13 protein-coding genes are annotated in these 14,120 nt (G+C 50.2%); 5 read left to right on the top strand and 8 right to left on the bottom strand.

All coding sequences use genetic code 11. The features are described 5' to 3' along the window. Window positions 1–49: 49 nt before the first annotated feature. The 3 genes from ROJ03_RS09015 to ROJ03_RS09005 are packed head-to-tail and all read right to left on the bottom strand — an operon-like array spanning window position 50 to window position 2,681. Window positions 50–274 carry a DUF1653 domain-containing protein gene (locus tag ROJ03_RS09015; protein WP_313726703.1) on the bottom strand — a complete coding sequence of 75 codons (225 nt, stop codon included), beginning with the start codon at window positions 272–274 and terminating at the stop codon, window positions 50–52. Next, window positions 268–2,130: a DUF2207 domain-containing protein gene (locus ROJ03_RS09010; protein WP_313726702.1), complete on the bottom strand. Its 1,863-nt coding sequence runs from the start codon at window positions 2,128–2,130 to the stop codon at window positions 268–270. Before ROJ03_RS09010 ends, ROJ03_RS09015 begins: the two co-directional genes overlap by 7 nt. Beyond that, entirely contained in the window at window positions 2,130–2,681 is a 552-nt protein-coding gene (locus ROJ03_RS09005; RefSeq protein WP_313726701.1) for a LemA family protein, read from the bottom strand. The genes ROJ03_RS09010 and ROJ03_RS09005 overlap by 1 nt, the downstream gene beginning before the upstream one ends. A gap of 171 nt (window positions 2,682–2,852) precedes the next feature. Here ROJ03_RS09005 and ROJ03_RS09000 point away from each other — a divergent pair, with 171 nt between their 5' ends. The 5 genes from ROJ03_RS09000 to ROJ03_RS08980 all read left to right on the top strand — a co-directional run bounded on the left by ROJ03_RS09000 (window position 2,853) and on the right by ROJ03_RS08980 (window position 9,222). Then, window positions 2,853–3,323 (top strand): ArgR family transcriptional regulator, encoded by a 471-nt coding sequence (locus tag ROJ03_RS09000; protein WP_313726700.1) that lies wholly within the window; start codon window positions 2,853–2,855, stop codon window positions 3,321–3,323. A gap of 67 nt (window positions 3,324–3,390) precedes the next feature. Next, entirely contained in the window at window positions 3,391–4,962 is a 1,572-nt protein-coding gene (locus tag ROJ03_RS08995) for a glucose-6-phosphate isomerase (RefSeq protein WP_313726699.1), read from the top strand. A gap of 172 nt (window positions 4,963–5,134) precedes the next feature. Continuing rightward, entirely contained in the window at window positions 5,135–5,596 is a 462-nt protein-coding gene (locus ROJ03_RS08990; RefSeq protein WP_313726698.1) for a MarR family winged helix-turn-helix transcriptional regulator, read from the top strand. A 12-nt stretch (window positions 5,597–5,608) separates the two neighbouring features. After that, a complete protein-coding gene (locus tag ROJ03_RS08985; protein ID WP_313726697.1) occupies window positions 5,609–7,333 on the top strand; it encodes an ABC transporter ATP-binding protein in 1,725 nt (574 codons plus the stop codon). Continuing rightward, a complete protein-coding gene (locus ROJ03_RS08980) occupies window positions 7,330–9,222 on the top strand; it encodes an ABC transporter ATP-binding protein (RefSeq protein WP_409530494.1) in 1,893 nt (630 codons plus the stop codon). Before ROJ03_RS08985 ends, ROJ03_RS08980 begins: the two co-directional genes overlap by 4 nt. Window positions 9,223–9,268: 46 nt before the next feature. Here ROJ03_RS08980 and ROJ03_RS08975 read toward each other — a convergent pair whose 3' ends face one another. The 5 genes from ROJ03_RS08975 to ROJ03_RS08955 form a co-directional block, all read right to left on the bottom strand. After that, window positions 9,269–10,504 carry an MFS transporter gene (locus ROJ03_RS08975; protein ID WP_313726695.1) on the bottom strand — a complete coding sequence of 412 codons (1,236 nt, stop codon included), beginning with the start codon at window positions 10,502–10,504 and terminating at the stop codon, window positions 9,269–9,271. A 183-nt stretch (window positions 10,505–10,687) separates the two neighbouring features. Further along, the gene (locus ROJ03_RS08970) at window positions 10,688–11,386 is read right to left on the bottom strand and encodes an RraA family protein (protein ID WP_313726694.1); all 699 of its coding nucleotides are present in this window, start codon (window positions 11,384–11,386) and stop codon (window positions 10,688–10,690) included. A 10-nt stretch (window positions 11,387–11,396) separates the two neighbouring features. Further along, on the bottom strand, window positions 11,397–12,041 hold the full coding sequence (locus tag ROJ03_RS08965; protein WP_313726693.1) for a GntR family transcriptional regulator: 645 nt from the start codon (window positions 12,039–12,041) through the stop codon (window positions 11,397–11,399). A gap of 71 nt (window positions 12,042–12,112) precedes the next feature. Then, on the bottom strand, window positions 12,113–13,591 hold the full coding sequence (locus ROJ03_RS08960; protein WP_313726692.1) for a tripartite tricarboxylate transporter permease: 1,479 nt from the start codon (window positions 13,589–13,591) through the stop codon (window positions 12,113–12,115). 19 nt (window positions 13,592–13,610) lie between these two features. After that, the gene (locus ROJ03_RS08955) at window positions 13,611–14,108 is read right to left on the bottom strand and encodes a tripartite tricarboxylate transporter TctB family protein (protein ID WP_313726691.1); all 498 of its coding nucleotides are present in this window, start codon (window positions 14,106–14,108) and stop codon (window positions 13,611–13,613) included. Window positions 14,109–14,120 lie beyond the last annotated feature (12 nt).

The following is a 14,120-nucleotide window of genomic DNA, read 5'->3' as shown; positions in this document are numbered from 1 at the left end:
GATTCAGTAATGGGAACGGAGCCTTTCGGCTCCGTTTTTTTGTGTTCCCCTATCCTTTCTGCAAAGGAGAGAACCTTGGGATGGGAAACCCATCCTTGGAAACCGTCTCGAGGAACATATCGTAGGGGCGTACCCAGAGGTCAGTGGAGTTCTCCGGACGGTAGAGCACCATCGTCTGGAGGCTCTCGCTATCGATTACCGTATCGATGACCTCATAGAGGCCACCCTTGAAATGCCGGTACCAACCCGGCTTGATCTGCTTTTTCTCTACCATGCCCCGCCTCCGCCGCCACCAAAGCCACCTCCGCTGAAGCCGCTTCCCCCAAAGGAGGAACGCACACCGCCCGAGGCACCGCTCCTGGCCTGGGCATAGATCGTATGCTCCATGACGTTTGCGTGGATCCTATGCGACAGAGAGCTGTAGAACAGCGCATTGAATGCAAGGTTCTGCCCATAGTACCAGGTGGGAGGGTCGAGGGTGATGGTAGAGAATTTCTTCGCCCACTTCTCCTCCAGACCCAGCACGATCGCATAGCCGAGCACATGGTAGAAGAGGGTGGGATCGCTGTCGATCATCAGTTTGAGCTTCTCTACCTCGACCTCGCGGATGAAGTCCCGATAGCCGATGGTCTGTTCCAGCATCCTGGTTGCATAGGTACTGCGCTTTGCACTCACCACCCCCAGGAAACCAAGATAGGAGGGGAAGAACACGACAGACAGGGACATGAAGAGAGAATAGATCTCACCATTTCCCACTACCCCGTACTCGATGATGAAGGCTGCTGCATAGGCTACGATACAGACCAGAACGAATGCCACGACCTTGATGAATTTTGAGAAAGGACCTCGCATCTCCCAGTTTGTGGTGAGCCGATAGGCTATGATGGCGCTCATTGCCATGGAGAAGGCCCCGACGACAAGCAGTGCCACAGTCCCTCCTGCAAGGTAGCTGATACTCGATGCGATGGCATTGGCCACCACCATCGCTGCCGCCATGAGGAAGAGAGCAACCCGCTTGCGTTCTGCTACAGGATCGTTCAGCCTCCTCTCCCCCTTGAAATATGCCTGGGTCTGGGTCTTGGCCTTCTGCATCGCCTGGGCAAACTTCTCCGTCTCCAGCTGCTTGAGAGTGACGGTGGTCCCATCCCCACAGGCAAAGAATGCATCAAAAAGTTCACGCTCGTGCTTCTTGTCGGTGACAGGTTCCTTCAGGCGGGTAAAGGTAATCTTCTTTGCTGATTCTTCCGTGATGGTAAGGCAGCCGCTGTCAGCCCAGTAGAAGAACAGGGATGTCAGGTCCTTGTTGTCGACCACACCATCGGCAATATAGCCCACTTCCAAGGGGGAAAAGCCCTCGGGGGGATCGAAACGGACAACAGGAACGAACAGGTCTTCCCTTCCATACCGTCTGAAGAGCCGGGTGGCAAAGATGCTTGTGACAAGGCCTGCAAGCACAACAAGGATGGAGAGGGGAACCGTATAGTCGCGATGGACAGTAGCCCCTACAAAGTACCCTTGTTCCATCTGGACCCTGATGGTGAGGGCTTGTCCTGGGGCGAGGTTCTCAGCCTTCCCTGTCAGGGTCTTCCTGTCGGAGGAGAGTGTGTAGCTCCCCCTTTGGTCTGTCGACCCATAGGAGCCACCGGTAAGAGAGATCATGGAGGGGTCGATCGGCTTGGGGAAATGGATGGCAAAGGTAAAATCCTTGATGGTACTCTGCCAGCCCTGCCCCACCAGGTTGAAGTAGAGCTCATCGTAGTCTGCGTAGTCATCGGAGCCAATATCGTAGGTATAGCTGATGGCATAGGCCTTCCTTCCAATGACTGTGGTATCTGCCGATCCCAGGCGGAAGGTAATATAGTCAGAAGAGACCGAATCCTGGATGATGGGATCGCTGCTCTGCAGATTGTCCAAAGCTACGCGCCTTTTTCCAAACCGGATGGGAATCTCACGGTAAATACCATGCCCGGGGGTTGAGAAATTGGCAACAATATCCTCTTGTATCGTATAGACATTGCTTGGGGAGACAGCCAAATCCAGATGGTATGAGTCAAAGACATAGTCTATGGCGAACAGGCTCGAGCATGTCACCAGCACCAGAACCAGGACCAGGGCTCTTCTTTTTGTCATCAGAACTTTACCTCAACACGGGCTCGGGCCTCTTCCTCAATGGTCAGGTAGGGTTTCTTTGCAAACTTGGCCATGGAAGCGACGATCGAGGAGGGAAATACATCACAGACAGTATTGAACTGCTTGATGATGGCGTTGTAGTACTTGCGTGCAGACAGCAGCTGCTCCTCTATCTTCTGCAGCTGTTTCTGCAGGTCGAGGAACCCCTGGTTTGCCTTGAGGTCAGGATAGGCTTCGCTAAGTGCGAACAGGGATTTCAGCGTTGAGGAGAAACCCTTGTTGGCCTCATCCTTCTCTATGGTGCCGCTGGCACTCATCGCCTTGTTCCTTGCCTCAATGACTGCTGTAAGGGTGCTGCTCTCATGCTTGGCATACCCTTTGACGGTCTCCACGAGATTGGGGACCAGGTCGTAGCGCTGCTTCAGGTGGGCATCGATGGCCGATTCAGCCTCTTCACCCTGGTTTCTCAGCCTGACCAGCCGGTTATATACACCTACGAAATAGAGGGCGAACACCACAACGATAGCTAGAATACTCAGGAAAATTACCATGTAGAACTCCTTTACTGTACCAATAGCATGATACACTCTTGCACCACGGTCAAGCATTGTGCAAATAAAAAGGGAGATCCAATCTTGCATTGCTTGCGATAGTACTGTATCTTTATTCGTATAAAACGTATAAATATCCAATTATATACAAAAGGCAGGAGAAGCCAAACAATGAGGCAACGACATAACCGTCTTACTGTAGTTAAGGAACTTATCAAGAGCAACCGGATCGACAACCAGGATGCTCTTCTTGATATGCTAAAGACCGAAGGGTTCACCGTTACCCAAGCCACCCTCTCCAGGGACCTGAAGATGCTGAAGGTCGGCAAGATCTCCGATGGATGGTCTGGCTACTACTATGCATTGCCGGACAACGACCTGATCAGCGAATCGGAAAAAAGCTATATACAGGATGTGAGGAGGGGAATCCTCTCCATCGAGTTCTCAGGGAACTTCGGCGTCATAAAAACCAGGCCAGGACACGCAAACAGCGTCGGCATTGCCCTCGATGTGCTGGCCCTTCCCGAAATACTGGGAACCTTGGCAGGTGATGACACCATCTTCGTCATCCTCCGCGAAGGGATGAACAAAGAGGACCTGCAGGAGAGCTTCAAGACCCGCATCCCAGAAATCGAAGAGTAGAAGAACCTTGCACACGCCAGCCCCTCCCACTACAATGGAGGGGTGTTTTTTGCATAAGGAGAAACCCATGGAATTCAAGAATCTAGACACCACAGATGCATATGCCAGACTCAGTACCCTCCAGCCCAAGAACCTTGCAGAGGTTCTGAACAAGCAGAGGATTGCCGACTACCAGGCCAAGGCAGCAGGAGGGCTTACCTACAGCTATGCAGCCATGCCTGTTGACGGCAACACCCTAGAAGTCCTGCAGGAACTTGCCGACGAGCAACAGCTCATCGCAAAATATCGCGCCTTGCTCAATGGGGCTATCATGAACCCTGGGGAGAAGCGCCTGGTCCTACACCACCTGACCCGTGGACAGGTCCTCGATGCAGTCACTGCCGATGGGGAGGACAAGGGCGATTTCTATAGGCAGGTGCTTGCAAAGGTCAAAGGTTTTTCGGAAAAAATACGATCAGGCAAGCTCCTTGGTTCGACAGGCAAGGCCTTCAAGACCGTGGTGCAGATCGGCATCGGGGGAAGTGACCTTGGACCAAGAGCCCTCTACCTCGCCCTCAGGGGTTGGTGCAAGGCCGAAAATATTCCCCTTCTGGAAGGGCGTTTCATCAGCAATGTCGATCCCGATGACGCCTCTGCAGTACTGGAAGGCCTGGATTTTGAGACCACCCTCTTCATTCTTGTCTCCAAAAGCGGTACCACCCTCGAGACCCTCACAAACCGGGACCTGGTCCTCGAGGCCATTAAGGCAAGTGGCATCAAGGGCATCGTGGCAGAGAAACACATGGTGGCAGTTACCAGCAAGACAAGTCCCTTGGCCTCCTCAGGGGCCCTGCTTGATGCCTTCTTCATCGATGACTATATCGGCGGTCGCTACAGCTCCACCAGCGCAGTAGGGGCGGTGGTCCTCTCCCTGGCCTTCGGATATCCCGTATTCGAACAGCTTCTACAGGGAGCCCACGAGGCAGACCTACTCGCACTTGAACCGGAGCTCACCAAGAATGCTGCCATGGCCGATGCCCTCATAGGGGTCTACCTTCGCAACGTCCTGAAGCTTCCCACCACGGCAATCCTTCCCTACTCCCAGGCACTCACCCGTTTCCCTGCACACCTGCAGCAGCTCGACATGGAGAGCAATGGCAAGCATGTGAACCGAAGCGGGGAGAAACTCGCCTACAGTTCAGGACCCATCATCTTTGGGGAGCCAGGAACCAATGGCCAGCACTCCTTCTACCAGCTCCTCCACCAGGGGACGGACACCATCCCCTTGCAGTTCATCGGATTCTCCTCTTCCCAGTATGGCAAGGACATCATCGTGGAAGGCTCGTCCAGCCAGACCAAGCTCAATGCCAACCTGGTTGCCCAGATAGTGGCCTTTGCCCAGGGCAAGCAGGATGCAAACCCCAACAAGCAGTTTGAGGGAAACCGCTACTCCTCCCTGCTCTTTGCTGACAGGCTCGGCCCTGCCACCCTCGGGGCCCTCCTTGCCCATTATGAGAATAAGGTGATGTTCCAGGGCTTTGTCTGGAACCTCAACAGCTTCGACCAGGAGGGTGTGCAGCTTGGCAAGGTCCTTGCCACCAAGGTCCTCAATGGCTGTGAGGGCGATGAGGTGCTCAGCTCCTACGCTGCCCTTCTCTAGACTCCCCCTGAGCCATCCCATCCATTGCTTTTCCCTCTGTTGAGCTCCCGCCTGGGAGCTCAATTTGGATAAAGGGGAAGAGCAATAGTGAAGGGATGCAAGCAAAAATATTGTGGGTTTCTTTCTTCCCAACCTCTATGCGAAAGAATCTTTCTTCACTATTATCGTTAGCATGCTAACAAAAAATGCAGTTGCCATGCACCAGAGCAATCGCCGTATCGGCATGACACTCAAAATTCTTACCAACCTCTTCTCACGAAAGATTGAAGAGGGAATACGAAAACAGGGACAAGAGCCCATCACCCCGATGCAGGCCCAGATACTCTGCCTTTTTGGCCGTACAAAGCGTACCTCCATCCCGCAGAGGGAGATCCAGAGCGAGTTTGGCATCCGAGGTTCCACGGCTGCCAACATCCTTCGGCTCATGGAGAACAACGGCCTGATAACCCGTTCCCCGAGCCCTACCGATGCAAGGCAGAACATGGTGACCCTCACAGAAACTGCCCACCAGCAACATACACACAACCTGGGTTTCATCCAGGAATTCGAACAGGACCTCCAGAGTAGCCTGAGCCAAGAGGAACTGCAGCAGTTCTTCACCATTGCGGAAAAACTCAAGAAGCATTTGGAGTAGAGAGAAACAATCATGCTAAAAAACCTTACCAAACAGACAGCAGGCTATCGGGTCGCAGCAATCCTGACCTCCCTTTTTGTCGTGATGGAGGTGATGATGGACGTCCTCATCCCCTACCTCATGGCCAATCTCATCGACCAGGGTATTGATGCCAGCAACATCAATGCAATCTGGAAGTGGGGTCTCATCCTCCTTGGTTGTGCCGTAGTGGCACTCTTCTTTGGAGTCCTTTCCGGCTATTTCGCAGCCCTGGCATCATCCGGATTTTCCAGGAATGTGAGAAGGAAGATGTTCTACACAATCCAGGACTTCTCCTTTTCAAATATAGATACCTTCTCTTCCGCCAGCCTCATCACACGCCTGACCACCGATGTCACCAATGTGCAGCGTGCCTATCAGATGCTGATCCGTATTGCGGTACGAAGCCCATTTATGCTGGCCTTCAGCTTCTTCATGGCAACAAGAATCAATGCACGCCTTGCCCTGGTCTACCTGGTAGCCCTTCCCATTCTGGCATTGGGAATGTATTTCATCATCAAGAATGCCTACCCACTCTTTGTCAAAGTCTTCAAGATATATGACAAGCTCAATTCTGTGGTGCAGGAGAATGTGCGGGGGGTGCGTGTGGTAAAATCCTTTGTACGGGAGGAGTATGAGACCGAGAAGTTCAAAACAGTCTCCGAGGATATCTATCAGAATTCAAGCAAGTCGGAGAAGATCATAGCCTTCAATAGCCCGCTCATGCAGGGCATCATGTACCTGAGCATCCTTGCCATCTCCTATCTGGGGGCACGGCTCATTGTCAGCAACAGCATGACCACCGGTCAGTTGATGAGTTTCATCACCTACACATCCCAGATCCTCATGAGCCTGATGATGCTCTCCATGGTCTTTGTCATGATCACCATGAGCCGGGCCTCCGCGTTCCGTATCGAGGAGGTACTCTCGGAGAAGAGTGACCTGACCGACAAGGAAGGGGCTTTGGTGACGATAGCCGATGGAAGCCTCGATTTCGAGTCGGTTTCCTTCAGCCATACCAAGACAGCGGACAAGCTCTGCCTGAAGAACATCAATTTGCATATCGCAAGCGGAGAGGTGGTGGGTATCATCGGTTCCACCGGTAGCGGAAAGAGTTCTCTTGTCCAGCTTATCCCCCGCCTCTACGATGTCTACTCAGGTTCCCTGAAGGTAGGTGGCGTCGACGTGAGGGACTACCAGATCCAGGCCCTCAGGGATTCGGTGAGCATCGTGCTGCAGAAGAGCGTCCTGTTTTCCGGGACCATCAAGGAGAACCTCCGATGGGGAAACCTTGAAGCAACTGATGAACAACTTGTCGCAGCATGTAAGATTTCCCAGGCAGACGCTTTCGTCCGTAGTTTCCCCAAGGGGTATGACACCTACATCGAACAGGATGGATCGAACCTGTCCGGGGGTCAGAAGCAACGGCTCAGCATTGCCCGTTCCATCCTCAAGCAACCCAAGATCCTCATCCTTGACGACTCCACCAGTGCAGTCGATACCAAGACCGATGCCCATATCAGGCGTTCCTTCAGGAACGAGCTGAAGAATACGACCAAGATCATCATCGCCCAGAGGATCAACTCTGTCATGGATGCGGACAAGATCGTGGTGTTGGACGAAGGGGAGATCCAGGCAATCGGTACTCATGCACAACTGCTTGAGACCAGCGAAGTGTATAGAGAGATCTACGACTCCCAGAGCAGGGAAGAGGCATAATGATGGCAGATACCAAAAAACCAGGAAAACCAAAACTTGACAAGAACACGATGCGCCGTCTTCTTGACTATATTTTCATCCCCTATAGGAAGCGCTTTGTGCTCGTCCTTCTGTGCATTGTCATCAGTGCCTTGGCAGGTGTGGCGGGCTCCCTCTTTCTGAGGGTACTCATCGATGACTTCATCGTCCCCCTCTCCTCCCAGGCCAACCCCTCTTTCCTAGGCTTGCTCAAGGCCCTGGCCCTGATGGGAAGCATCTATGCAGCGGGGGTCATCACCACCTTCATCTACAACCGGCTTATGATCACCATCGCCCAGAGTGCGCTGAAGGCCATCAGGGATGACATGTTTGCCCACATGCAGCATCTGAGCATCCGGTTCTTTGACACCAACTCACATGGGGACCTGATGAGCCTCTACACCAACGACACCGATACGCTTCGGCAGATGGTGACCCAGAGCATACCGAACATCTTCTCCTCCACCCTCACGGTCGTTGCAATCTTCTTTGCCATGCTCTTCACCAGCTGGCAGCTGACCATTGTAGTTATCTTCTCCCTGACCGGGATGCTCATGATCTCCTCAAAGGTTGCAAAGAAGAGCGGAAAGTATTTCATGGACCAGCAGAAATCGCTGGGCAAGACCAACGGGTTCATCGAGGAGATGATCCACGGCCAGAAGGTGGTGAAGGTATTCAACCATGAACAGGAATCCAAGAAGGCCTTCGACAAGCTCAATGATGAGCTGTTCAACAACGCGAACCAGGCCAACAGGTTTGCAAACATCCTCATGCCGATCATGGGCAACATCAGCTATATCCAGTATGTATTCGTGGCCATAGCTGGAGGTACCCTTGCCCTCCATGGCGTGGGAGCCCTCACCCTTGGGGCAATAGCATCCTTTTTGCAGCTGAGCAGGACCATCAACATGCCCATCAACCAGATGGCACAGCAGCTCAACTCAGTCATCATGGCCCTTGCTGGAGCCAAGCGCATCTTTGCCTTGCTCGACGAGAAGCCAGAGGTGGACGAAGGCTATGTTACCTTGGTCAATGCAACCTATGACGAACAGGGACAGCTTGTCGAAACCCAGGAGAGGACAAACCTCTGGGCGTGGAAGAACCCACACAAGAGCGGAAGCGAGGTCTATACCAAGCTCTCAGGCTATGTACAGTTCTTCAATGTCGACTTTGGCTATACAGCTGACAAGCTTGTCCTGAAGGATGTCTCCCTCTATGCCCGACCTACCCACAAGATAGCTCTGGTAGGGGCGACAGGGGCAGGCAAGACTACCATAACCAACCTCATCAACCGCTTCTACGACCTGGCTGACGGGAAGATCCGCTACGACGGCATCAACATCAACAAGATCCGCAAGGGGGACCTGAGACGGTCCTTGGGTGTGGTATTGCAGGATGTAAACCTTTTCTCAGGTACGGTGATGGAAAACATCCGCTATGGAAGGCTGGATGCAACCGATGAGGAGGTCATCGAGGCTGCAAAGCTTGCAAATGCCGACTCCTTCATCAACCTGCTTCCCCAGGGCTACGACTCCCTGCTTGCCGGGGACGGGTCCTCCCTCTCCCAAGGGCAGCGGCAGCTCATCTCCATTGCCAGGGCGATTGTGGCAAACCCACCGGTGCTCATCCTCGATGAGGCAACCAGCAGCATCGATACAAGGACAGAGGCGATCGTGCAGAAGGGCATGGATGCCCTGATGGCAGGAAGGACGGTCTTTGTCATCGCACACAGGCTTTCCACCATCAGGAATGCCGATGTCATCATGGTACTTGAGCAGGGTGAAATCATCGAGCGGGGTACGCACCAGCAGCTGATGGAGAACCAGGGGCAGTACCAGAAGCTCTATACTGGGGTCTTTGAGCTGGAGTAGGATTGTAACGCGACTTGGCTTTCTTTACCGCATACTACTGGTGAGGTCAGCTTTGTCGCTTTGTTTTTCCTCTCATGGCTATCCAAAGCCCTATGTTTAGAAGAGCTGATGCAACTGAGAGAATGCCCATAAAGGTAAAGATTGCAGCAATTCCGAATTGGGATAGGACTAGGGCCATAAGCCCTGGAGCCAAGGCCTTGCCTAGGTTCCCAACCCCTGTTGAAAATGCAATTGCACTACCTCGTACCTCTTTGGTAGAGAGCGCGTTGATTTGTGATTTTTGGATAGGATTGATGAACCCATCCCCGATGCCGAATAAGGCAGACCCCAATATTAAGGAAAAAACACTTGGAGCAAGCCCGATAACAAAGAATCCGATACCCGACAAGAAGAATGCAATCATGGCAGATGCTGCAGAATGCAATTTCTTTGATGCCCTACCGGTCTGTGTCGACCCTAAAAAGGAGAGAATTGATTTACCTCCGATGACAAGCCCAACTGCAAAAGTCGACATTCCAAGATTCTGTTTTCCAATAAAAGAAATATAGGTTAAAAAGCTGAAATAACAGAGAAAACGAAACAGAACGGTAAAATTTACCGCAAGCATCTGGGGATCTTTCAAGGTTTTCAGCATTGATTTCAAGTATAATGATAGGGGAATCCCAGCCTCTTTTGGCGAGGAGGGGACGACCTCCCAAATCCATATAGCCAAAGGAAGTACCGAAAGAAACAGTACAAAAGGTAGCCTCCAACTAATTCCAATCAACACTGATGCCAGCACAGGTGCTACAATACTTACAAAATTATTTCCTGAAGTTCGCAGGCCTTGAGCAGTTGCCTCTTTGGCACCATCGTACATATCACCAAGGATTGCCGTAATGATTGGCGTTGAGCAGGCGAACCCAATCCCCTGAAAGATTCGCAACACAATGGTGGCTCTGAAAGTCGAGAAGCCCCCTATGGCAGTACCTGAAATCGCAAAAAGGAATAGCCCAAAAACCAGCAGGGGTTTTCTTCCTATCCTATCAGCCATAACCCCGATGAACATAACCAATAGCACAGTTGGTGCGTTATACGTAGTAATCAACAAACCCATCTGGACGGCTGAGACGTTATAGACTTCGGCCAAATCGACCAATAAGGGACTTACCACAATGTTGCCCAACATCAATAATCCACTTGCTATCGTCAGAGCCTGTACTATTGGGTCCATTGCGACATCACCGTCAGGACCAAATAGGATTTGTGCCAGGTTCTTTTTCTTCAAAGGGGCAACACTCATACGTACCTCCAGGTTCTGGGGATCAAAACATAATGGCTAGAATAGATGTTTCTATGAGGAGTTAACGTTTCCTGTAGCATCAACCAAAGGAGGGGCAACATACACCAGGATGATATACCTGCTGAGACTGCAGCTGATGACTGCAAGTCTCAGAGCATAACTAGATTCTAAGGCCTTCTCAGATCACTGCTTGCTGAGCATCTCCGTAACCCAGCTGGGAGCAAGGTTAGGAAGCTCAGTATGGTTTTTCCTACATTCTTCATATTTGGAGATGGCAATTCGCCTATCAATCTCATAGGATACTTTCTTTTGTGTAGCTTGGAGGACTTCCTCTATGCGATCTCTTGGAACAACGGCAACTCCATCACAGTCTCCGACGACAAGGTCCCCTGGGTGTACAGTAATACCGGCACACATAATGGTTGTATTGATTTTGCCAGGGCCAGTCTTTCCTGGTCCCCTAGGCATGATGCCCTTCGAGAAGACTGGAAGTTGCATAGCTTTGAGGCCTAGCCTGTCCCTGACACATCCATCCACGACCACACCTTCAAACCCAATGGCCTTCGCAGCTCCGCCCATGAGGTCGCCCATATAGGCCTTCCCCATATAGCCCTTTCCATCAACCACAAGGACATACCCAGGCTTGCCTTGGTAAATCGCAACATGGATTGGGAAATTGTCCCCATCTTGGGTTTCTACAGTGCAAGCAGTCCCCACCATTGACAGGTTCTCATCAACTGGGAGCATAGAGGCTTCCATACACCCGTCGTTTGGGATTCCTAGGCCTTTCATCCCGTCACAAAGGTTGGCAGAACCAAATTGTGAGGCTTTTTCCAGATAGATATCGTCTACCAAAGGCGGTAATGCAAAATAGTGTTCCATACGATTTCCTTTAAAATACCAAATTTTTGTACTTGATGATGGTAGTCAACAAATTAGACATATGAACCCGAATGGCCTTCTCTGCAGCATCAGCATCATGCTCTTTCATCGACTGGAGAATCGCATTATGTTCCAGCAATGAATTGTCGGACCGCTGGGGTACCAGCATTGTCTTGAATTGGTACCTGCTTAGCTGAGTCTTTATGTTCATGCAATACTGCGTAAGAATCGGCTTGCCTGACGCTGCATAGATGATGTTATGAAATTTCCTGTTATTGCGGCTGTATTCCTCATAGTCATGCACCCTGGAAAGATCTTTCATGGTGTTGAAAATTTTCTCCAATTCAAGTGTATCCTCTTCAGAAATATTTGCAGCAGCTCTCCTTGCGATTTTTGCTTCCAGTTCTTCGCGAATCTCCATATATTGGATAACTTCGTCTATATCGAGAGATCTGATCGAAGCACCTTTGTTGGTCGTAAGTTCAATGAGCTGCTCCTGCTCCAGTTTCAGCAAGGCTTTTTTTACAGTATTCCGGCTTACACCTATGTCTTCCGAAAGTTTTGCTTCCAATAGCCTCTCTGCAGGACGATATGTTCCATCAAGAATCTTTGCCTTTATATAGTCATATGCAATTTCATTCGCTCGTTTCTTCATTGTATTTCTCTCTAGAAAAAGGGTAAGTGATTTCTTGATTATTAGCTATTCAACAATTTAATTCAACAATTTTAGTGAATCGCCTGTTTCCTTTTCTGTAGATAGCTTCTGATGAAAGGAGTAGCAAAAGAGAGAATACTCAATATGATGACAATCAAGGAGATGGGACGAGTGAAGAAGGTCGACCAGTTTCCACCTGATATGATCAGCTGCTTACGAAGCCCATTCTCACAAATTGGACCAAGTACAATTCCGAGGATGAAGGAGGATGTGGAATAGTGGAACTTCTCAAAATAGAATCCAAGAAAACTGAAGAAGAACATGACGAATACATCGTAGATATTGTTCTTCAATGAATAGGATCCTACCAACCCCAACACGATGATAATCGTCGCCATAAACGAGTAAGGAAGCCTTGTTATCTTAGAAAACTGCACAGAAACAAACTTGCCTACCACGAATAGCAACAAGGATGAAACAATCACACCCACAAGAATGCTATAGAGCATTTCTGGTTGGGATTTCAGAAGCATCGGGCCAGGGATCAAGCCGTGCATGGTGAAGGCTGCCAACAGGATTGCCGCAACGTTTCCTCCAGGGATGCCCAACACAAGGGTCGGAACAAGGGAACCACCAACTGCAGCATTGTTTGCCGTCTCACTGGCAATGACGCCTTCTTCAGCCCCTTCACCGAATCGTTCAGGATGTTTGCTTGATCGTACGGCCTCTCCATAGCTTATCAAGGCTGCAATAGAGCCTCCCGCTGCAGGAATTATTCCTACAATGGTTCCAATAATTGAAGACTTGATGTAGATACTGAAATACTTGATTATATGCTTTATACCAATAAACTCAGCCTTTACTGAAGTGGCTTTGCCTACGGTTTCCTTCTTGTTCGTCAATACATTCCGATAGACTTCAGCAAGTGCATAAGCTCCGATCATCACAGGGATATAGTCAATGCCATTCATCAGGTAGTATTGCCCAAAGGTGAATCGTTCTGCCCCGGCGATGGCATCGAGGCCAACAGTTGAAACCATTAGGCCTAACAAAGCTGATACCAATGCTTTTAGGGGATCCTTCGAACCGATGCTTGCAATACAGCTCAGACCAAGCAACGATAATGCGAAAAATTCAGCACTCTGAAATTTCAAGGCCCAAATTGCTAGGATACTGGCAAAACTCACCATCATTATACCGGAGAAGATACCACCAAAGGCAGAACCCGTGATTGAGATTCCAATGGCTTTTGCAGCCTCCCCTTTCATAGCCATAGGGTAACCATCGAAGGTAGTAGCTACGGCACTGGGAGTCCCTGGAGTCTTCAACAAGATAGCGGAAAATGACCCACCACACATCGACCCAACATAGACGGCTACTAGGACGATAACACTCTGTATCCCGCCCATACCATAGGTAAACGGAAGCATCAGGATAACAGCCATGGAAGCACTCAAACCAGGAAGAGCCCCTGCTATCAGGCCCCAGGCAGTTCCCAGGACGACAAACAGAAACGTCATGGGGGAAAATACATTTATTACACCTTGCATGAACATGGGTTTCTCCTCGTTAAAATAGGAAGTAGCTTATTTCTCTGAGGAATCCTGTTCCTCTAGGAATTGCTATGAAGAAAACTCTTCCGAAGACAATGACCAGTATGGCTGTAAATGCCACTGAAAAGAGTACTGAGATAGGGTATTTTTTGTATCCAAGGATAGTAAGTGCCAAAAATATGAACAGAACCGTTTCAAGGACGAATCCAAGGCTCTTCAGAAGAACGATATAGACAAAAAGAAGCATTATTAGTGATAAAACCCGAATATATATCTTTCGATACCCTTCTTCCATCTGTACTTTTTGAGGCTTGACATATCCAGCTTTGTTTCTGGCAACAAGGGTTTTGGCTATGATTCCAACCAATAGCACTATCGCCACAATTGCAACCATCTCGGGAAACCCTCTTGATCCGAAATAATCGTTTGAAATGGACTTCTCTGTTATGCTTTGGCTCATGAAGAGAAAACCAGAGAACAGAGCTACAAGGAAGAGATCAAAAACAAGTTCCATGGGACCCTCCAT

The sequence above is a fragment of the Sphaerochaeta sp. PS genome, from assembly GCF_032144095.1.
Taxonomy (GTDB): domain Bacteria; phylum Spirochaetota; class Spirochaetia; order Sphaerochaetales; family Sphaerochaetaceae; genus Sphaerochaeta.
The sequence above is the reverse complement of the archived record's forward strand: the minus strand, read 5'-3'. Positions and strand labels throughout refer to the sequence as shown.

Coding starts and splice junctions, on each gene's coding strand:
- ROJ03_RS09015 (WP_313726703.1), bottom strand. CDS start 274: ATGGTAGAGAAAAAGCAGATCAAGCCGGGTTGGTACCGGCATTTCAAG.
- ROJ03_RS09010 (WP_313726702.1), bottom strand. CDS start 2,130: ATGACAAAAAGAAGAGCCCTGGTCCTGGTTCTGGTGCTGGTGACATGC.
- ROJ03_RS09005 (WP_313726701.1), bottom strand. CDS start 2,681: ATGGTAATTTTCCTGAGTATTCTAGCTATCGTTGTGGTGTTCGCCCTC.
- ROJ03_RS09000 (WP_313726700.1), top strand. CDS start 2,853: ATGAGGCAACGACATAACCGTCTTACTGTAGTTAAGGAACTTATCAAG.
- ROJ03_RS08995 (WP_313726699.1), top strand. CDS start 3,391: ATGGAATTCAAGAATCTAGACACCACAGATGCATATGCCAGACTCAGT.
- ROJ03_RS08990 (WP_313726698.1), top strand. CDS start 5,135: ATGCTAACAAAAAATGCAGTTGCCATGCACCAGAGCAATCGCCGTATC.
- ROJ03_RS08985 (WP_313726697.1), top strand. CDS start 5,609: ATGCTAAAAAACCTTACCAAACAGACAGCAGGCTATCGGGTCGCAGCA.
- ROJ03_RS08975 (WP_313726695.1), bottom strand. CDS start 10,504: ATGAGTGTTGCCCCTTTGAAGAAAAAGAACCTGGCACAAATCCTATTT.
- ROJ03_RS08970 (WP_313726694.1), bottom strand. CDS start 11,386: ATGGAACACTATTTTGCATTACCGCCTTTGGTAGACGATATCTATCTG.
- ROJ03_RS08965 (WP_313726693.1), bottom strand. CDS start 12,041: ATGAAGAAACGAGCGAATGAAATTGCATATGACTATATAAAGGCAAAG.
- ROJ03_RS08960 (WP_313726692.1), bottom strand. CDS start 13,591: ATGCAAGGTGTAATAAATGTATTTTCCCCCATGACGTTTCTGTTTGTC.
- ROJ03_RS08955 (WP_313726691.1), bottom strand. CDS start 14,108: ATGGAACTTGTTTTTGATCTCTTCCTTGTAGCTCTGTTCTCTGGTTTT.